Genomic DNA, 16,684 nt, shown 5'->3' with positions numbered 1-16,684 from the left:
GGAAGGCTTACGGCAGCCGATTTGCCTTTTGCAGCGCCTGTTTGGTCTGGTCGTCGTCGAGGCCCTGCAGGAAATCGTCCATCTGCGGGTCTATCAGTCCGGCGCGGCGGGCCACGATATACCAGGCGCCGGCGAGGATCAGGTCCGGGTCGGTGCCGATGCCGCCCATATAGAGCTTGGCAAGGCGGTTCTGGGCCGCGACATTGCCGCCTTGCGCCGCCCGCCTCATCCAGGCAAAGCCCGATTTCAGGTCGCGCGGGCCGCCGCGTCCCTCTATCATCCAGGCGGCGAGGTCGATCTGGGCGGTGTCGTAATTCTGCCGCGCCGCCTGCGCCAGGAAAAGACGCGCCTGGGCGTCGTCATGCGGCTTGCCGCCGGCGCCGTTGGCGTAGAGTTGAGCCATTGCGTATTGGGCGTCGGCAAGGCCGGTGGCGGCCGCGCGCTCGTAATAGATGGCGGCCTTTGCAAGGCCGGCGTCGCCCGGATCCCGCTGGACGAGCAGCTGCGCGAAGTTGAACTGCGCAAGCCGGTTGCCGGCCTCGGCCGCGGCCTGCATCAGCGCGAAAGCGCCCTTTTCGTCCTTCTTCACATAGCGTCCGTCGAGCTGCATCAGCGCATATTGGAACTGCGCCTCAGGCACCCCTTGTTCGGCGGCCAGCGCATACCACTTGCCGGCCTCGGCCGGATTGAGCGGCACGCCCAGCCCGCGCGACAGGATTTCGGCCACCAGCGTCTCGGCCGCCGGATCACCGTTCTTGGCGCGCTCCATGGCAAGGTTATAGGCGGTCTTGTAGAGGCCGCGCTGGAAGGCGCCGTAGGCGGCGTCCGGCTGCTTGGCGCCGAAGCGGTCGGGATTGACGGCGTCGGCCGACGGCGGCGTCATGGTGGCCGGCTGCGGCAAGGTGTTCTGGATCGGCTTGTCGATATGCAGATTGCCGCCGAACCTGCTCGCATCCGGCGCTGCGTTGTCCGGCATGGGTGCGTCCGGCAAGGGTGCGCCCGACGTGGCTGCATTGGGCGTGGCTGCATTTGGCGTGGCTGCATTGGGCGTGGCCGTATTCGGTGTGCCTGCATCAGGCCGAGCCTGCGGCAGCGGGACGGTCTGAGCCGCCATCGCTGCCTGCGCAAACAAGCCGGCCAGGACAGCCAGGGGGAGGACACGCAGGCGCATGTCAGCCCTCGAAGCGCGGCGCGGTCTGATCGAGCAGCGCGTTGGCGGCGGCGACCGCCGCGCGCGGGTCGCGCCCGTCGGCAAAGACGGCGCTGGACAGCGCCACGAACTCGGCGCCGGTCGCGGCCACCGTCTCGACGGAAGCAAGCTCGGAGCCGCCCATGACGATGCAGGGGATCGAGATCATCTCCGCCCACCATTCGCCGAGGGCGAGATTGCGGTGGTGCGGCTCCGGCTTGTTGTCATAGCCGAAGCGGCCGAAGAACATATAGTCGGGCCGCCCCTCGCCGAGCGCCAGCGCTTCGTCGCGGGTCTTGGCGCCGCCGGCGCCGACCATCATCTTGCCGGCAAGGCGCTCGACCGTCTCGGCTAGCTCCGCGGGCTTCACTTCAACATGGATGCCGTCGGCCTGCACGCGCCCCGCGACGCGGCTGTCGCCGGCGATGATCACGGCGATGCCTGCGGTCTGCGCGATCGGCACGATCCTCTCGGCGAAGGCCTGGAAGGAGGCGTCGTCCATGCCGTTGTCCGGCAGGATGAGCGAAGCAACGTCGCCGCCTTCGAATGCCGCGCAGATCTGCTCCGCCGGCACGAGCGGCGGGGCTATAAGCACGATGCGGCAGCGGTTGGGCGGGGTTAAATCGTTCATTGGCCTTCGATCCCGGTTTCGCCTATGTCGGGCGAAGATGGTTGCATTGCGGCATAGAGCAAAGCGTCGGGCTTGAACAGCGGCGCCGTGGACCAAGGCCAAAATGCTTACCGCCGCTGTGGCTTGCGTGATCCATGCGTCCGTCACTGGCGTTGACGCAGAAGGAAGCTCGGCTAGACATGCCGACGACAGCAGGAGCAGGCACAATGGCGCAAAACATCTATGACCGCCCCGAATTCTTCGAAGGTTACAGCCGTCTCGGGCGCTCGGTCGAGGGCCTGGACGGCGCGCCTGAATGGCCGGCGCTGCGCGCCATGCTGCCCGACCTCGGAGGTTTGAAGGTCGTCGATCTCGGCTGCGGGTATGGCTGGTTCTGCCGCTGGGCTCGCTCGCAGGGCGCAAGGGAGATTCTGGGCCTCGACCTGTCTGAAAAGATGCTTGCTCAGGCACGCGCCGCGGGCGTCGACGAGGCCATCACCTATCGGCGCGCCGATCTCGATGAGCTCAGTCTGCCGAAGGCGCATTTCAACCTCGCCCACAGTTCGCTCGCCTTGCATTATGTCGGCGATGCCGCGCGTCTTTTCGCGACCGTCCACGAGGCCTTGGTCCCAGGCGGGACCTTCGTCTTCTCGACGGAACATCCGATCTACATGGCGCCGACCAAGCCGGGCTGGTCGATCGATTCCGAGGGCAGGAAGACATGGCCGATCGACCGTTATTTGGTCGAGGGACCGCGCACCACCGACTGGTTCACCAAGGGCGTTGTCAAGCACCATCGCACCGTCGGCACTACGCTCAACTTGCTGATCGCGGCCGGGTTCACCATTGGCCATGTCGAGGAATTCCGCCCGACGGACGAGCAGATCGCCGCGCGGCCGGAGCTCGCCGAGGAGTTGGAACGGCCGATGTTCCTGCTTGTTCAGGCGCGGGTTTGAACGGTCGCCGCCTCCCTAGAGTTCAAGCTTGTACCCGATGTGGCTGGCCTTGAAGCCAAGGCGCTCATAGAAGCGGTGGGCGTCGAGCCTGCTCTTGTTGGTCGTCAGTTGGATGACCCGGCAGCCGCGCTCGCGGCACTTGTCGATAGCCCAGTCGAGCAGGCGGCGCCCCAGCCCTTCGCCCCGCCGGTTGGCGGCGACGCGCACGGCTTCGATCTGGCCGCGCCAGGCGCCGCGCAGCGACAATCCGGAGAGGAAGGTGATCTGCAGCGTGCCGACTACCTCGTCGCCCTCGGTCATCACAGCGAGGAACTGGTTGGGGTCGCCATCTATGGCCGCGAAGGCGTCCAGGTAGGCTCGCGCCAGCGGCAGGCTTGCGTCTTCACGGGCCTGGCCCAGCGGATCGTCGGCAAGCATCGCGACGATCGCCGCGACGTCCGCTTCGCGCGCCCGGCGAATGGTCATGGCGCTCATTTCCACACCTCGAGATAATGGGCCAGCCGACCGACGAGCCCTTGCGGCTCGGCCGGTCGTCGATGTCGGGACGGCAATAGCGGATGCCGGCGTTAATGACTATCCCGACGGCGGCATTCTGCGCTATGGCTGGATTTCCGCCTCCCTCAATCTTCCCTTTCCGATGTCAGGCCTGCTCAGCGATCCGTGGTTCTATGCCGCCGCCATTCCGGCGGTGATCCTTGTCGGCCTATCAAAAGGCGGCTTCGGCGGCGCTGTCGGCTTCGTCGGCGTGCCGTTGATGGCCCTGACGATCCCCCCGGTTCAGGCGGCCGCCATCCTGCTGCCGATCCTGTGCCTGATGGATGTCGTTTCGGTGTGGACCTGGTGGGGCGTCTACGACCGCAGGATGCTGGTCGACATGATGCCGGGCGCCGTGATCGGCATCGGGCTCGGCTGGCTGACGGCGGCCCTGGTCACTGAGGAGATGGTGCGGCTGATCGTTGGCGCCGTCGCCCTGGTGTTCGTGCTGCGCTGGATCTACCTGCAGTTCCGCCATGGCTCCGATCATGCGGCGGAACCGAACCGCATCGCGGCCGCCTTCTGGGGACTGGTCGCCGGCTTCACCAGCTTCGTGGCCCATGTCGGCGGCCCGCCCTTCCAGGTCTACGCGCTGCCGATCCGGCTCGATCCGAAAGTGCTGTCGGGAACAGCGGCGATCTTCTTTGCCGCCACCAATGCGCTGAAGCTCGTTCCCTATTTCGCGCTCGGCCAGTTCGACACCACCAACCTCACCGCGTCGGCGGTGCTGATGCCGCTGGCGCCGCTCTCCACCATCGCCGGAGCCTGGCTGGTGCGACGCATGCGGCCGGAGATCTTCTATCCGTTCACCTACGCCACCGTCGCGGTCGTCGCCGTCAAGCTGCTGTGGGACGGCATTGCCGGTCTGATGTAGAAGCGAGGCGGCCACCCGCCCGCCTCGCTGCAACCAAACGCGACGCTCAGGCCGCGCTCGGCACCATCTGGCGCTTGCCGCCGAAGGCGAGCGCGGCGCCGAGAGCGACCACCATCACCATGCCGGCAAGGATGCCGACGTCGTGCAAGGTCGGCTTCAGCACCATGTCGGCGATGATCACCAGCATCACCGCGTAATCGAGGCGCGCCCAGTTCATCATGGGCCGGCCGAGGGCCAGAACAGCGGGCGTCACACCCTGCTCGGCGATCATGGCGCCCATGCGCTCACCGGTCGGCTTGAAGATCAGCATGCCGATCGAGAAGGTCGTGGCGTAGCCGACGAGGCCGATGACGATCCACAGCTCGGTGAAGCCGACCCAGAAGCCACACATGATGAGACCGAAGACCAGCGTCAGCATCGACATCGGCGCAAAGAACTTGCCGCCGAGCTGTCCGCTGGCGCGCATTGCGTGCAGCTTGTCCTCGATATTGCCGGCGCGCTCGGCCAGCATGCCGAGCAGGAACAGCACGAAGCCGCCACCGACCCACAAAATAGCCGAAACGACGTGAAGGAATTTGACGATCGAATACCAATCCATGGTTTGCTCCCGGATATCCTGCCCGATTTCGAGCGTCGCGGATTGCGCGGCGCTTCAGAGGAGCGGCGTTTTGCGGGGCGCGTGTTTCGGAACGATGCCGCGCCGGCAGCCGGCATGTTTCGGCGGTTGCGACAACGGCGTCCGATTTCGATCTTTCAACGATTGCGGGCGGCGGAGCCGGTTGTCCTGTTCCGGCACAGAAAAGGACGCTCGGTCAAAGAATCGACGCCACGTTAAGGGTTCATTAAGCTTTACAGGCGTTTACTACGCCTATCCAGTTTTGCTGGATTCTTACCGAGTGGTTGGAGCCACTTTGTTTGACGCCTCCCTGTTAAACTCCTGAGAGCCGCCTTATCCGCGGCTCTTTTTTTTCCGCGGGCGGCAGGCCGGCGCCGTCCCCCACGAGGATGGCCGGAAAGGGCCGGCGTTAACCGTTTGTTAAACATGCGCTTGCCTTCATGGGCGTCGAAGCGCATTTTCAAGCCTCAGTCATTTCGGGTGCGGGCCGCGTCGGCAAGGATTGCCGAATCGGCTTAGGGCAGTGCAGGGGCGTATCGATGAACGAGCCTTCGAAGGGCAGCGCGAAAACCATCAAACTGGCCGAGCGCCGGGTTTTCTCCCAATCCTTCAAGCCGCTCTACCAGGAAGGCATGGGGCTGGTCGAGCAGGCTGCCGAATATCTCGACGGCAAGGGCAGGCTCGAAGCCAAGAAATTGTCACGCACGGCGGCAACGCTCTACGCGGCCGAATCGATGCGGCTCACCACCAGGCTGATGCAAGTCGCTTCCTGGCTCCTGCTGCAGCGCGCGGCGAATTCCGGCGAGATGACGCGCGACCAGGTGGCCTCGGAGAAATCCAAGGTGCGTCTCGACACCGCGTCCGCGCATGAGGAGGCGCTCGGCTGGAACGAGCTGCCCAGGGATTTCCTGGACCTCGTGACGCGCTCGCTGCGGCTGCAGGCGCTGGTGCGGCGCATGGACGAGGAAATCTATGGCGGCGTCATCAACGACACGCACACACCCGGCCGCAGGGCCAACCCGGTCTCCGACCAGATCAGTCTCCTGAATACGGCCTTCGCGCGCGGCTGAGCCCAAGCCTTAGCGGCCTGTTTCTGCTTTGTTCACATTTTGCTGGCATCGCTTGCCGCCAAGACTAGACTTGGCGCATGGGGGAAGCGATTCGCATCATCGGTATCGATCCGGGCTTGAGGCGCACCGGCTGGGGCATCGTCGAAAGCCTCGGCAATTCGTTGCGCTTCGTCGCGTCCGGCACCGTGCGTTCGGACGACAAGGCGCCGCTGGCGATCCGGCTCTGCCAATTGCATGACGGGCTGGCAGAAGTCCTGCACCAGGCCATGCCGCACGAGGCGGCCGTCGAGCAGACTTTCGTCAACAAGGATGCGACGGCAACGCTCAAGCTCGGACAGGCGCGCGGCATCGCCATGCTGGTACCGGCGCGCGCCGGCCTGGTGGTCGCCGAATATGCTCCCAACGCGGTCAAGAAGGCGGTGATCGGCGTCGGCCACGGCGACAAGAAGCAGATCCACATGATGGTGAAGGTGCTGATGCCGAAGGCTGTCTTCGACACCGACGACGCCGCCGACGCTCTGGCCATCGCCATCTGCCATGCGCATCACCGTCCGAGCGCGGCGTACCGCATGGCGGTGCTGGCAGGCTAGTGTTGTTCTTGACTTGTTCTCGTTTGCGCAGTAAGTAATACCTTGGAGGTATTACCATGCGTGTGACCACCAAAGGGCAAGTCACGATTCCCAAACAAATAAGGGACCACCTGGGCATAGGTCCGGGTTCGGAGGTCCAGTTCGTGGCTACGGACGAGGGCGCCCGGCTTGTCGCCGTCAACGAAAACATTTCGGAGGAGGAAGCTGCCCGCAAATTCAAAGAGGTCCTCGACAAGATGGAAGGGACGCTGGATTTGGGCGGCATGACGACGGACGAGTATATGGAGTGGTTGAGGGGACCACGTGAAAATCTCGACGTTAATTGACACAAACGTGCTCATTGATGTCTGGGGTCCGGCTGGGCCGCTGACGGAATGGTCTGCGTCCGCGATTATCTCCTGCCGACGCGATGGCGCGCTGGTCATCAACAGCATCGTCTGGTCCGAGCTTGCTCCTCTGGTCGCTTCCGAAGCAATGCTGAGGAAAGCAGCCGAGAGGCTTGAAATGGATCGCGAGTTTTTGCCCTGGGAAGCCGCGTTCTTGGCTGGGGTGGCACATTCTCGTTATCGGCGGGCCGGCGGTGTTCGAGAGCGGACCTTGCCGGATTTTTTCATTGGCGCTCATGCGGCCGTCGCCGGTCACCGCCTCTTGACGCGCGACGCTCCTCGCTATCGCAGCTATTTCCCAGACCTCGAAATCGTCTCTCCGGAAACACATCCATGAAGGCCAGGCCATGATCGGCAAGCTGAAAGGCACGCTGGACGAGATCGACGAAGACTCCTGTCTCATCGATGTGCATGGCGTCGGCTATGTCGCCCATTGCTCGGCGCGCACGCTTGCCGCGCTGCCCTCGCCCGGCGAGGCGGTGGTGCTGTTCATCGAGACCTATGTGCGCGAAGACATGATCCGGCTCTACGGCTTCCAGTCGGCGCTGGAGCGCGAGTGGTTTCGTCTCTTGATGAACAATGTGCAGGGCGTCGGCGCCAAGGTGGCGCTGGCTATCCTGTCGACGCTGGCGCCGGCCGATCTCGCCAATGCGATCGCGCTGCGCGACATCGCGATGGTCAGCCGAGCCCCCGGCGTCGGCAAGAAGGTGGCCGAGCGCATCGTCACCGAGTTGAAGAACAAGGCGCCCGCCTATGCGGGCGCGTCGACCGGGACGATCGGGCTGAAGCAGGAGCTTGGCGAGGGCGTTGCGCCGGCGCCGATCACGGATGCGGTCTCGGCGCTCGTCAATCTCGGCTATTCGCGCGACATCGCGGCGAACGCGGTCGCGGCCGCGCTGAAATCAGCCGGCGAGGGCGCGGATGCGTCGAAGCTGATCCGCTTCGGCCTGAAGGAACTGGCGCGGTGAGGCGGCGCTTGTTCCGTCGTCGGTCCTATGCAAGGAAGGCGGCATGAGCCTTTCGCCCCGCCTCATTGCCCCCGACAAGCGCGGCGAGGATGCTGACCAGACGCTGCGGCCGCAGTCGCTGGACGAATTCGTCGGCCAGGCGGCGGTGCGCGCCAATCTCAAGGTCTTCGTAGATGCCGCCAAGGGGCGGGGCGAGGCGCTCGACCACGTGCTGTTCGTCGGGCCGCCCGGGCTCGGCAAGACGACGCTGGCGCAGATCATGGCGCGGGAGCTCGGCGTCAATTTCCGCTCCACCTCCGGCCCGGTGATCGCCAAGGCCGGGGATCTCGCGGCGCTGCTCACCAATCTCGAAGAGCGCGACGTGCTCTTCATCGACGAGATCCACCGGCTCAACCCGGCGGTGGAGGAAATCCTCTATCCGGCGATGGAGGATTTCCAGCTCGACCTGATCATCGGCGAGGGGCCGGCAGCGCGTTCGGTCAAGATCGACCTTGCCCGCTTCACGCTGGTCGCGGCGACGACGAGGCTTGGGCTGCTGACCAATCCGCTGCGCGACCGCTTCGGCATTCCGGTACGGCTCAATTTCTACACGGTCGAGGAACTGGAGTTGATCGTGCGCCGAGGCGCGCGCATCCTGTCGATGCCGCTCGGCGACGACGGCGCTCTCGAGATCGCGCGCCGCGCGCGCGGCACGCCGCGCATCGCAGGTCGGCTATTGCGCCGGGTGCGCGACTTCGCCAGCGTCGCGGGCGCCGAGCATGTCGACAGGAAGATCGCAGACGAAGCGCTTACGAGGCTCGAGGTCGACGCGCTCGGCCTCGACGCGCTCGACCGACGCTATTTGTCGATGATCGCGCGCAATTTCGGCGGCGGCCCCGTCGGCATCGAGACGATCGCGGCGGGGCTTTCGGAGCCGCGCGACGCGATCGAGGACATCATCGAGCCCTATCTCATCCAGCAGGGCTTCATCCAGCGCACGCCGCGCGGCCGCGTGCTGACCGCCAATGCCTGGCGCCATCTCGGGCTCGACCCGCCGAAGGATATCGCCCAGCAGCAGATCAGCCTGTTCCAGGAAGAGTAACGCAAATTTGTTCGCCGTCCGGCCGCGCAGCGGCCCGCCTGCGCGGAATCTGCGCGCCTCGGCCAAGCTCAGGGCGCAATTGCCGCCTTTAAGGCAGCTCATCTGACGCATACGCCAAGGGCTTGGGCCGATCCATGATCACCAGACGCGGTTTCCTGCGCCTTGTCGGCGGCTCGGCCTTCGTCATGGTGTCACTCGGCGCCTATGCGGTCGGTATCGAGCCGATGCTGCTGACCCATGTGAAGCGCTACGCGCTGACGCCGCCGCACTGGCCGGCCGGGCTGAAATTGCGCGTCGTGGCGCTTGCCGACATCCATGCATGCCGCCCCTGGATGACGCCGGAACGGATCGCGGCGCTTGCCGAGGAGGCCAATGCACTGCAGCCGGACGTGATCGTGATGCTTGGCGACTATCCCGCCGGAACCCGGATTGTGACCGGCTGGGTGAAAGCCTCGGAATGGGCGCCGGCGCTCTCCGGACTGAAGGCTCCGCTCGGCGTGTGGTCGATCCTCGGCAATCACGACTGGTGGGAGGATCGCTCGGCGCAGGCAGCCGGAGCAGGGCCGACCATCTCACGCAAGGCGCTGGAGGCTGTCGGCATTCCGGTGCTGGAGAACGACGTCGTACGACTTGAAAAGGACGGCCAGGGCTTCTGGATCGCCGGCCTGGCCGACCAGATTGCGCTGCTGCCGGACAAGGCCAAGGGCCGCAAGGGACTTACCGGCCTCGACGATCTTCCCGGCACGCTGGCCAAGGTCGGCGACACCGCTCCCGTCATTTTGCTTGCGCATGAGCCCGACATTTTTCCGAAAGTGCCGCGGCGGGTTTCGCTCACCTTGTCCGGGCACACGCATGGCGGACAGGTGCGGCTGTTCGGCTATTCGCCGGTCGTGCCTTCGGCCTACGGCAACCGCTATGCCTATGGCCACGTCGTGGAAAACGACCGTAACCTGATCGTCTCGGGAGGGCTGGGCTTCAGCATCGCCCCGATCCGTTTCGGGGTGCGGCCGGAGATCTTGCAGATAGATCTGGGTTCCGCCGACAGCGCGTGATGGCGCTCGAATCAGCAATGTCCCATTGAAGCGGCAAACGGTTGCTCACCGCAGCGACCTGATCATATCCATCACGTCCGGCTCGGCCTTCTCGCCGTCGAAGGCGTCGACGACGCCGAAGGCGCCGCCATAGCTCCAGACCGACCAGGAAAAGCCGCGCGCCTCGGCGCGGGCGATCATGTCGCGCACATAGGCGGCGCGGTATCCGGCCGGCATGACGAAGCCGTTGCCATATTCCTTGCGGATCATGCCGAATTCGCCGAGCGTGATATCACGTGGCTTGACGCCGTTGGCCTTCGCCCAGGCGTCGACCGTCTTGAACGGCGCGTCCATGACGGCGAGCAGCTTTTCGGGACTGTCCATCGTCGCCACCTGTTCGTCGAGATAGGCAAGCAGGCCGCTCCGCCGGGCCCAGGGAGCCTCTGCCCTGATGCGGTCGCGGATCGTGTCCAGCGTCACGTTCAGTTGCGCCTTCGGAACGGCTGTCAGCGGATAGGGCAGGCCGGTGACATATCGGATGAAGTCGCCGGCCCAGGTCGCGCCCTGATGCGTCAAGAGGAACGGATCATAGGCGTGGAAGGCCCAGATGATGTTGCCATCCGCGATCGCCTTGGGATCGACTTTGGCAAGCGACTGAGCGTTCGAATAACAGCCACCGGTCAGGACCAGTGTCAGCCTGGTGGCGGAGGCGCGCGCGGCGGAGAACAAGCGATTCTGCAGGTCGGGCCAACGACTGGTGCCGTTGGCGTCGCAATCGACCAGCGGCTCGTTCATCAATTCCAGCGCGACAAGCTGCGGATCCTCGCTGGCCAATGTCCGCGCCATCTTTCGCACCAGCTCGGTATAGTCGCCGAAGACGGCCGGATCGTCCATCACCTGCGCCATGCCGATCTTGCGGTTGACCCCGGCCGGAATGAGATGCAGGTCGACAATCACCTTCAGTCCGGCGCGATTGATCATGCGAGCCGAGTCCAGCACGCTGGCATAGAGGTCTTCGCGAAGAGCCGTGGTGCGGTCCGAAAGGAAGGGCGCGGGATCGACCGGCATGCGCAGGAAGTCGAGGCCGGCATCCTTGAGCGCCTTGAGGTCGTCCTCCTTGAGGAATTTGCGCCATTCCGGATAGGGCAGGATCGCCTGGCGGTCGCCCCATCTGTCCTCGGCCGGCCAGGTTACCCACTGGTCGAGGTTGAGGCCGCGTTTCATGGAAAACGTCGCCGCTTCGGCCGGCAGCGCAAGCGCGCCAAGCGCCAGCAGCGCGGCCAGCAGGGTCTTGATCATCGTGCCCAACAGTGCCATCCCGTTCCCCGCGCGGACACCTGCCCGTTCAGGCCAGAAAAGGAAAGCGCGATGGACGATCATGGTGAATCGGCGGCGCTAAGCGCCGGGCTTTCCGGCGCGCTGACGGAATTCGGCCACCGGCTGATGGCCCGCGTCTATTATGCCGACACCGATTTCTCCGGCGTCGTCTACCATGCCCGCTATCTCGAGTTCCTCGAGCGCGGCCGCTCCGACTATCTGCGGCTGACCGGCGTCCACCACACCGAACTCCTGGACGGCAAACATGGCGAGCGCATCGTCTGGGTGGTGCGGCGCATGGAGATCGACTTCCGCTCGCCGGCGCGCATGGACGATATCCTGACCATCGACACCCGCACCGACGACATTTCCGGCGCCCGCATCGTCATGGGCCAGCAATTGAAGCGCGGCGGCGATCTGCTGGTCGAGGCCAAGGTCGAAGCGGCGATCGTCGGCGAAAGCGGCCGGCCGAAGCGCTTTCCGAAGGAGTGGATCGCGGCTTTCATGCCTCGGTCAAGCTGATATTCAGGTGAGGCCGGCCTGCGATAGGCGGCTTCCTGCGCTTCCGGTGCTCACGTACGGAAAGTACGCTCCGCTCCGGTTCTCGCAAGCCACCGTTCTCGGCTCGGCCTGACCTAGATCTCAGCGTGCCCTGCGTCGCGCCTTGACCCTCATGCGCGGCAATGCGCCGCGCCTGACATCCTAACCCATCCTTAACCATAACGGTTCATGAAGGAATTGGCGAAGATTGGCGCAATCCGTGCGCCTTCCTTTCACCAATATTTGCCTCGAAAAGGCCGCGAAACGGTGCATTCGGGGCTTATCCCGCAAGCTTCACGCTTCGCGCGATCGGACCAAAGGTATGCCCATGGGCCAGCCGCCAGCGATGCCCGGAAAATCTTAAGGACTTAAGGCATGGAAAATATCGCACTCGCCGATCCGGCAGCGCATTTATCGATCTGGTCCCTGTTCATGCAGGCCGGCTGGGTGGTCAAGCTGGTCATGATCGGCTTGCTTTGCGCCTCGGTCTGGACCTGGGCGATCATCATCGACAAGCTCGTCGCCTATAGCCGGATGCGACTGGCGCTCAATCGCTTCGAGCAGGTGTTCTGGTCGGGGCAGTCGCTGGAAGATCTCTACCGCACGCTGGCCGACCGCAAGACCACCGGCATGGGCGCGATCTTCGTCGCCGCCATGCGCGAATGGAAGAAGAGCTTCGAAAAGGGCGCGAAGTCGCCGCTGGCTCTGCAGACGCGCATCGACAAAGCGATGGACCTTGCGCTGACACGCGAGATGGAAAGGCTGGAGGGACGCCTAGGCTTCCTCGCCACCACCGGCTCGGCGGCGCCTTTCATCGGCCTTTTCGGCACCGTCATCGGCATCATGACATCATTCCAGGCGATCGCTGCGTCGAAGAACACCAGCCTTTCGGTGGTTGCGCCCGGCATCGCCGAGGCGCTGCTGGCGACCGCGATCGGCCTGCTCGCGGCCATCCCGGCGGTCATCGCCTACAACAAGCTGTCATCGGACGCGAACAAGCTCGGCGTGCGCATGGAAGGGTTCTCGGACGAGTTCTCCGCCATACTCTCGCGCCAAATCGATGAAAAAGTAGCACAGAAGGCCTGAGGAACGATCATGGGGATGTCTGCTGCTGGCGCAGGTGGCACGGGGCGAGGCGGACGCGGTCACAGGCGCCGTGGCCGTCACCATGCCCTGATGTCGGAAATCAACGTCACGCCCATGGTCGACGTGATGCTGGTGCTGTTGATCATCTTCATGGTCGCGGCGCCGCTTCTGACGGTCGGTGTGCCGATCGACCTGCCCGACACCCAAGCGAAGGCAATGAATGTCGACACGCAGCCGATCACTGTTTCGATCGACGCCACGGGCAAGATTTTCCTTCAGGAAACCGAGATCCCGATCGACGAGCTGGTGGCAAAGCTGCAGGCGATCTCGAAGACCGGCTATGACGAGCGCATCTTCATCCGTGGCGACAAGTCGACCGACTATGGCACGGCAATGAAGGTCATGGCTCGCATTTCAGCGGCCGGTTACAAGAATATCGGCCTGGTTTCGCTGCAGGAACAGGATCAATAGACGCCAGATGCGGACGGGTCTCACCTCTTCGGTGATCTTGCATGCGGTGGCGCTGGCCTTCGGGCTGTTCACGCTGTCGTCGCCGCCCCCCATGCCGGCCGCCGACGTGGAGTCGGTGGCGGTCGATATCGTGCCGATGGAAGCCATCGCCCAGACACTGCAGGGCGACAAGAAAGCGGTCATGCATGACAAGCCGGCGCCTGTCCCGACGAAGCGTCCTGATGTCGTTCCCGATGCAAAGAAGGTCGGCGAGAACACGGTCGACACCGACAAGCCGGTGACGGACGAAGCCAAGCCTAAGCCGGTGGAGAAGACGGCGGCGCCACCGCCCGCGCCGACGCCGACGGAGAAGCCGGCGGTCGAGGACGTGCCGAAGCCGCAGGAGAAGCCGAAGCCGACGCCCGCGACGGAAGTCGCGCCGACGCCGACGCCGAAGGAAGAGGTCAAGCCCGAGCCGGTCAAGCAGACGGAGCCCAAGCCCACGCCGGCCAAGCAACCGGCGCCGACACCGCCGAAGGACACGACCGCCGCCATCCCGAAGGAAGAGGTAAAGCCGGACGCCGTCGCCGAGGCGATCGATCAGCAGCAACCGACGGAGGAAGCCAAGTTGCCGGACTCCGCCCCAGCGCCGGAAGCGCGGCCAAAGCCGCAGCCGGCCCAGGCTGAGAGCGCCAAGGCGCCGGATCGCAAGGATGCGCAAAAGCCGGTGAAGGAAGCTTCCTCGAAGCAAAAGTCGGACGAGAAGCAGTTCAATGCGGATGAGATTACGGCCCTGCTCGACAAGCAGAAGCCGTCCGGCGGCGGCGCCAAGCGCTCGACCCAGCAGGCCTCGCTCGGCGGCGAAAAGGATCAGGGCCAGAAGCTCTCCAAGTCGGAGCAAGGGGCGTTGGAGGATCAGCTCGGCAGTTGCTGGACCCTTCCGGTCGGCCTCGAAGGCTCCGAGAACTTCACCGTGGTCATTCGTTTCAACCTGAATGCCTCCGGCAAGCTGGAGGGCCGCCCGACCGTCGAGAAGTCCAGCGGCAACCCCCAGTTCGACGCCAGCGCGGTTCGCGCCGTGCAGAAATGCGATGTCGCAGGTCTGCAAGTTCCCGCCGGAAAGCAAGACATCTGGTCTGACATTCGTGTCAACTTCGATCCAAGAGCGATGCTTGGCCTGTAGCCTGAGCACCCAAGAAATCAGCAACAGAAGCGAGAAGACATGAAATCCATCCTCAAGCCGCTCCTGATGGTCGCCGCGATGGCGCTAGGCATAAGTTCTGTCGCCACCTTGCCTGCCTGGGCAACTCTCGAGCTGAACGTCAACAAGGGCAATGTCGAGCCGATGCCGATCGCCATCCCTGACTTCCAGGGGGGGCTTGGCCCGCAGATATCGGAGATCGTGACAGCGGATCTGAAACGGTCAGGGCTGTTCGCGCCGATCGACAAGGCCGCCTTTGTCGAAAAGATCACGAATCCCGACGCCGCGCCCCGCTATGAAGACTGGAAGGTCATCAACGCCCAGGCGCTGGTGACCGGCAGCGTGAGCAAGGAGGCGGACGGCCGCATCCGCGCCCAGTACCGGCTGTGGGACATTTTCGGCAATCAGCAACTGGCCGGCGAGCAGTTCTTCGCCAACGACGCCAATCAGCGCCGCGTCGCGCACATCATCGCCGACGCGATCTATGAGAAGATCACCGGCGAAAAGGGATACTTCGACACGCGCGTCGTCTTCGTCGACGAATCCGGCCCGAAGAACGCGCGCAAGAAGCGGCTCGCCATCATGGACCAGGACGGCGCCAATGTGCGCTACCTGTCGGACGGCCGCGCCATCGTGCTGACGCCGCGTTTTTCGCCGAACCGGCAGGAAATCACCTACATGTCCTATGAAAGCGGACAGCCGAAGGTCTATCTCCTGCAGATCGAGACCGGCCAGCGCGAGCTTGTCGGCAACTTCCCGGGCATGACTTTCGCGCCGCGCTTTTCGCCCGATGGCCAGAAGGTGATCATGAGCCTGCTGCGCGACGACGGCAATTCCAACATCTTCGCGATGGATCTCGAGAAGCCGCTCGACAACGCGGCTGACAGATTCGACCGCCATCGACACCTCGCCGTCCTATTCGCCGGACGGCTCGCAGATCGTCTTCACCTCCGACCGGGGCGGCGGCAGCGGCCGCTCGCAAATCTATGTCATGGGCGCGGACGGCTCCAATCCGCACCGCATCTCCTTCGGCGACGGCGTTTATTCGACGCCGGTCTGGTCGCCGCGCGGCGATCTCATCGCCTTCACCAAGCAGAGCGGCGGCGAGTTCCAGATCGGCGTCATGAAGACCGACGGGTCGGGCGAGCGCATCCTGTCCTCGGGCTTCCAGCAGGAAGGCCCGACCTGGGCGCCCAACGGCCGCGTTCTGATGTTCTTCCGCGAGGCGGGCGGCGGGCCGAAGCTCGTCTCGGTCGATCTCACCGGCCGCAATGAACAACCGATCCCGACGGGGAACTATGCGTCCGATCCGGCTTGGTCGCCGTTGCTGGAATAGGGTCGCATCTGTCCAAAGCCCACCGAGAAAGAGGCCTTTTCGGCCTCTTTTTCACAGGCCGGTCGCGTTTTGGCCGCATTTCCGCCTACGGTCCGCACGCAATGTGAGTCCCGGAAAACCGGCCGAGGACGGGGACGGCGGCTCGAAACCGAAAATTAACCCTGTTTCTTGAATGGCGGTTAACCCAAACGTGGTTACTGGGTGATCAACGAAATCACTCAATTGCGAAGGAGAGGCGGCATGGGCCGTATCGCAGCACTTACCCGCAACCCGGCGATGATCGCTCTGGTGGCAGCTCTTGCCATTACGGGCTGCGCCTCGAAGAAGACCCCGAACAGCGCAGCCGATCTCGGCCTCAACGGCGCCGGCGCCGCGACGCCGGGTTCAGCGCAGGACTTTACCGTCAACATCGGCGACCGCATCTTCTTCGACACCGACTCCTCGTCGATTCGCGCCGATGCGCAGACCACGCTGGCACGCCAGGCGCAGTGGCTCAACCAGTACCGCCAGTATGCGATCGTCATCGAGGGCCACGCCGACGAGCGCGGCACGCGTGAGTACAATCTGGCGCTGGGCGCACGCCGCGCCGCCGCCACGCGCGACTTCCTGGTTTCCAAGGGCGTCTCCGCCAGCCGCCTCAAGACGATCTCCTACGGCAAGGAGCGCCCGGTCGCGGTTTGCGACGACATTTCCTGCTGGTCGCAGAACCGCCGCGCCGTCACAACGCTTTCCGGCGCCGGCTCCTGATCAAGTTTCGCCAGGGGGCGCCCGACGTCCCAGGCGGCAAAAATACAACATGCCAAAATGAAAGGCGGCCTCAGGGCCGCCTTTTTCATTTGCAACGGCTTG

At 64.4% G+C, this 16,684-nt stretch carries 19 protein-coding genes and 1 pseudogene; 15 read left to right on the top strand and 5 right to left on the bottom strand.

Features of this window, described 5'->3' with window-relative positions; all coding sequences use genetic code 11:
- Positions 1-7: 7 nt before the first annotated feature.
- A complete protein-coding gene (locus tag ACR64R_RS20280) occupies positions 8-1,171 on the bottom strand; it encodes a tetratricopeptide repeat protein (protein WP_487358059.1) in 1,164 nt (387 codons plus the stop codon).
- 1 nt (position 1,172) lies between these two features.
- Positions 1,173-1,820, bottom strand: coding sequence for a thiamine phosphate synthase (locus tag ACR64R_RS20275; protein WP_487358058.1), 648 nt, complete (start codon positions 1,818-1,820; stop codon positions 1,173-1,175).
- A 206-nt stretch (positions 1,821-2,026) separates the two neighbouring features.
- Here ACR64R_RS20275 and ACR64R_RS20270 point away from each other — a divergent pair, with 206 nt between their 5' ends.
- Positions 2,027-2,755, top strand: coding sequence for a class I SAM-dependent methyltransferase (locus tag ACR64R_RS20270; protein WP_487358057.1), 729 nt, complete (start codon positions 2,027-2,029; stop codon positions 2,753-2,755).
- 15 nt (positions 2,756-2,770) lie between these two features.
- Here the strand turns inward: ACR64R_RS20270 and ACR64R_RS20265 are convergent, their stop codons facing one another.
- On the bottom strand, positions 2,771-3,229 hold the full coding sequence (locus ACR64R_RS20265) for an N-acetyltransferase family protein (RefSeq protein WP_487358056.1): 459 nt from the start codon (positions 3,227-3,229) through the stop codon (positions 2,771-2,773).
- Between the two features lie 163 nt (positions 3,230-3,392).
- On the opposite strand from ACR64R_RS20265, the gene ACR64R_RS20260 reads away from it, so the two are divergent.
- On the top strand, positions 3,393-4,163 hold the full coding sequence (locus ACR64R_RS20260) for a sulfite exporter TauE/SafE family protein (RefSeq protein ID WP_487362504.1): 771 nt from the start codon (positions 3,393-3,395) through the stop codon (positions 4,161-4,163).
- Positions 4,164-4,209: 46 nt separating this feature from the next.
- Here ACR64R_RS20260 and ACR64R_RS20255 read toward each other — a convergent pair whose 3' ends face one another.
- Positions 4,210-4,761 (bottom strand): DUF2269 family protein, encoded by a 552-nt coding sequence (locus ACR64R_RS20255; RefSeq protein WP_487358055.1) that lies wholly within the window; start codon positions 4,759-4,761, stop codon positions 4,210-4,212.
- Positions 4,762-5,318: 557 nt separating this feature from the next.
- On the opposite strand from ACR64R_RS20255, the gene rcdA reads away from it, so the two are divergent.
- From rcdA to ACR64R_RS20220, 7 genes are all read left to right on the top strand, one after another.
- Positions 5,319-5,849 (top strand): protease adaptor protein RcdA, encoded by a 531-nt coding sequence (rcdA, locus tag ACR64R_RS20250; RefSeq protein WP_487358054.1) that lies wholly within the window; start codon positions 5,319-5,321, stop codon positions 5,847-5,849.
- A gap of 77 nt (positions 5,850-5,926) precedes the next feature.
- A complete protein-coding gene (gene ruvC / locus ACR64R_RS20245) occupies positions 5,927-6,439 on the top strand; it encodes a crossover junction endodeoxyribonuclease RuvC (RefSeq protein WP_487358053.1) in 513 nt (170 codons plus the stop codon).
- A 56-nt stretch (positions 6,440-6,495) separates the two neighbouring features.
- On the top strand, positions 6,496-6,765 hold the full coding sequence (locus tag ACR64R_RS20240) for an AbrB/MazE/SpoVT family DNA-binding domain-containing protein (RefSeq protein WP_487358052.1): 270 nt from the start codon (positions 6,496-6,498) through the stop codon (positions 6,763-6,765).
- Positions 6,743-7,162, top strand: coding sequence for a type II toxin-antitoxin system VapC family toxin (locus ACR64R_RS20235; RefSeq protein WP_487358051.1), 420 nt, complete (start codon positions 6,743-6,745; stop codon positions 7,160-7,162). The genes ACR64R_RS20240 and ACR64R_RS20235 overlap by 23 nt, the downstream gene beginning before the upstream one ends.
- A gap of 10 nt (positions 7,163-7,172) precedes the next feature.
- Entirely contained in the window at positions 7,173-7,793 is a 621-nt protein-coding gene (ruvA, locus tag ACR64R_RS20230) for a Holliday junction branch migration protein RuvA (protein ID WP_487358050.1), read from the top strand.
- A gap of 43 nt (positions 7,794-7,836) precedes the next feature.
- Positions 7,837-8,874 (top strand): Holliday junction branch migration DNA helicase RuvB, encoded by a 1,038-nt coding sequence (ruvB, locus tag ACR64R_RS20225; protein ID WP_487358049.1) that lies wholly within the window; start codon positions 7,837-7,839, stop codon positions 8,872-8,874.
- Between the two features lie 134 nt (positions 8,875-9,008).
- Positions 9,009-9,926: a metallophosphoesterase gene (locus ACR64R_RS20220; protein WP_487358048.1), complete on the top strand. Its 918-nt coding sequence runs from the start codon at positions 9,009-9,011 to the stop codon at positions 9,924-9,926.
- Between the two features lie 45 nt (positions 9,927-9,971).
- Here ACR64R_RS20220 and ACR64R_RS20215 read toward each other — a convergent pair whose 3' ends face one another.
- Positions 9,972-11,222 (bottom strand): glycoside hydrolase family 5 protein, encoded by a 1,251-nt coding sequence (locus ACR64R_RS20215; protein ID WP_487358047.1) that lies wholly within the window; start codon positions 11,220-11,222, stop codon positions 9,972-9,974.
- A gap of 51 nt (positions 11,223-11,273) precedes the next feature.
- Between ACR64R_RS20215 and ybgC the strand changes: the two genes are divergently transcribed.
- The 6 genes and pseudogenes from ybgC to pal all read left to right on the top strand — a co-directional run bounded on the left by ybgC (position 11,274) and on the right by pal (position 16,582).
- A complete protein-coding gene (gene ybgC, locus ACR64R_RS20210; RefSeq protein WP_487358046.1) occupies positions 11,274-11,744 on the top strand; it encodes a tol-pal system-associated acyl-CoA thioesterase in 471 nt (156 codons plus the stop codon).
- 393 nt (positions 11,745-12,137) lie between these two features.
- Positions 12,138-12,848: a protein TolQ gene (gene tolQ, locus ACR64R_RS20205; RefSeq protein ID WP_487358045.1), complete on the top strand. Its 711-nt coding sequence runs from the start codon at positions 12,138-12,140 to the stop codon at positions 12,846-12,848.
- 9 nt (positions 12,849-12,857) lie between these two features.
- Complete coding sequence (gene tolR / locus ACR64R_RS20200; RefSeq protein WP_487358044.1) at positions 12,858-13,319, top strand: protein TolR; 462 nt, start codon at positions 12,858-12,860, stop codon at positions 13,317-13,319.
- A gap of 7 nt (positions 13,320-13,326) precedes the next feature.
- Complete coding sequence (gene tolA / locus ACR64R_RS20195) at positions 13,327-14,481, top strand: cell envelope integrity protein TolA (protein WP_487358043.1); 1,155 nt, start codon at positions 13,327-13,329, stop codon at positions 14,479-14,481.
- Positions 14,482-14,520: 39 nt separating this feature from the next.
- Positions 14,521-15,835: pseudogene (tolB, locus tag ACR64R_RS20190) on the top strand (Tol-Pal system beta propeller repeat protein TolB).
- A 240-nt stretch (positions 15,836-16,075) separates the two neighbouring features.
- Positions 16,076-16,582, top strand: a complete 507-nt coding sequence (gene pal / locus ACR64R_RS20185) for a peptidoglycan-associated lipoprotein Pal (RefSeq protein WP_042645746.1) — start codon at positions 16,076-16,078, stop codon at positions 16,580-16,582.
- Positions 16,583-16,684 lie beyond the last annotated feature (102 nt).

This window comes from Mesorhizobium sp. MC2-1-1 (genome assembly GCF_057597255.1).
Note: the sequence above shows the minus strand (reverse complement) of the source record. Positions and strands in the feature narration are given on the sequence as shown.

Bases quoted from the DNA above. Each gene is read 5' to 3' on its own strand.
- tolR (WP_487358044.1), top strand. From the start codon at position 12,858: ATGGGGATGTCTGCTGCTGGCGCAGGTGGCACGGGGCGAGGCGGACGC.
- ruvA (WP_487358050.1), top strand. From the start codon at position 7,173: ATGATCGGCAAGCTGAAAGGCACGCTGGACGAGATCGACGAAGACTCC.
- tolQ (WP_487358045.1), top strand. From the start codon at position 12,138: ATGGAAAATATCGCACTCGCCGATCCGGCAGCGCATTTATCGATCTGG.
- tolA (WP_487358043.1), top strand. From the start codon at position 13,327: ATGCGGACGGGTCTCACCTCTTCGGTGATCTTGCATGCGGTGGCGCTG.
- ACR64R_RS20280 (WP_487358059.1), bottom strand. From the start codon at position 1,171: ATGCGCCTGCGTGTCCTCCCCCTGGCTGTCCTGGCCGGCTTGTTTGCG.
- ACR64R_RS20255 (WP_487358055.1), bottom strand. From the start codon at position 4,761: ATGGATTGGTATTCGATCGTCAAATTCCTTCACGTCGTTTCGGCTATT.
- ACR64R_RS20270 (WP_487358057.1), top strand. From the start codon at position 2,027: ATGGCGCAAAACATCTATGACCGCCCCGAATTCTTCGAAGGTTACAGC.
- ruvC (WP_487358053.1), top strand. From the start codon at position 5,927: ATGGGGGAAGCGATTCGCATCATCGGTATCGATCCGGGCTTGAGGCGC.
- ACR64R_RS20275 (WP_487358058.1), bottom strand. From the start codon at position 1,820: ATGAACGATTTAACCCCGCCCAACCGCTGCCGCATCGTGCTTATAGCC.
- ybgC (WP_487358046.1), top strand. From the start codon at position 11,274: ATGGACGATCATGGTGAATCGGCGGCGCTAAGCGCCGGGCTTTCCGGC.
- ACR64R_RS20215 (WP_487358047.1), bottom strand. From the start codon at position 11,222: ATGGCACTGTTGGGCACGATGATCAAGACCCTGCTGGCCGCGCTGCTG.
- ACR64R_RS20240 (WP_487358052.1), top strand. From the start codon at position 6,496: ATGCGTGTGACCACCAAAGGGCAAGTCACGATTCCCAAACAAATAAGG.
- ACR64R_RS20260 (WP_487362504.1), top strand. From the start codon at position 3,393: ATGTCAGGCCTGCTCAGCGATCCGTGGTTCTATGCCGCCGCCATTCCG.
- pal (WP_042645746.1), top strand. From the start codon at position 16,076: ATGGGCCGTATCGCAGCACTTACCCGCAACCCGGCGATGATCGCTCTG.
- ACR64R_RS20265 (WP_487358056.1), bottom strand. From the start codon at position 3,229: ATGAGCGCCATGACCATTCGCCGGGCGCGCGAAGCGGACGTCGCGGCG.
- ruvB (WP_487358049.1), top strand. From the start codon at position 7,837: ATGAGCCTTTCGCCCCGCCTCATTGCCCCCGACAAGCGCGGCGAGGAT.
- ACR64R_RS20220 (WP_487358048.1), top strand. From the start codon at position 9,009: ATGATCACCAGACGCGGTTTCCTGCGCCTTGTCGGCGGCTCGGCCTTC.
- rcdA (WP_487358054.1), top strand. From the start codon at position 5,319: ATGAACGAGCCTTCGAAGGGCAGCGCGAAAACCATCAAACTGGCCGAG.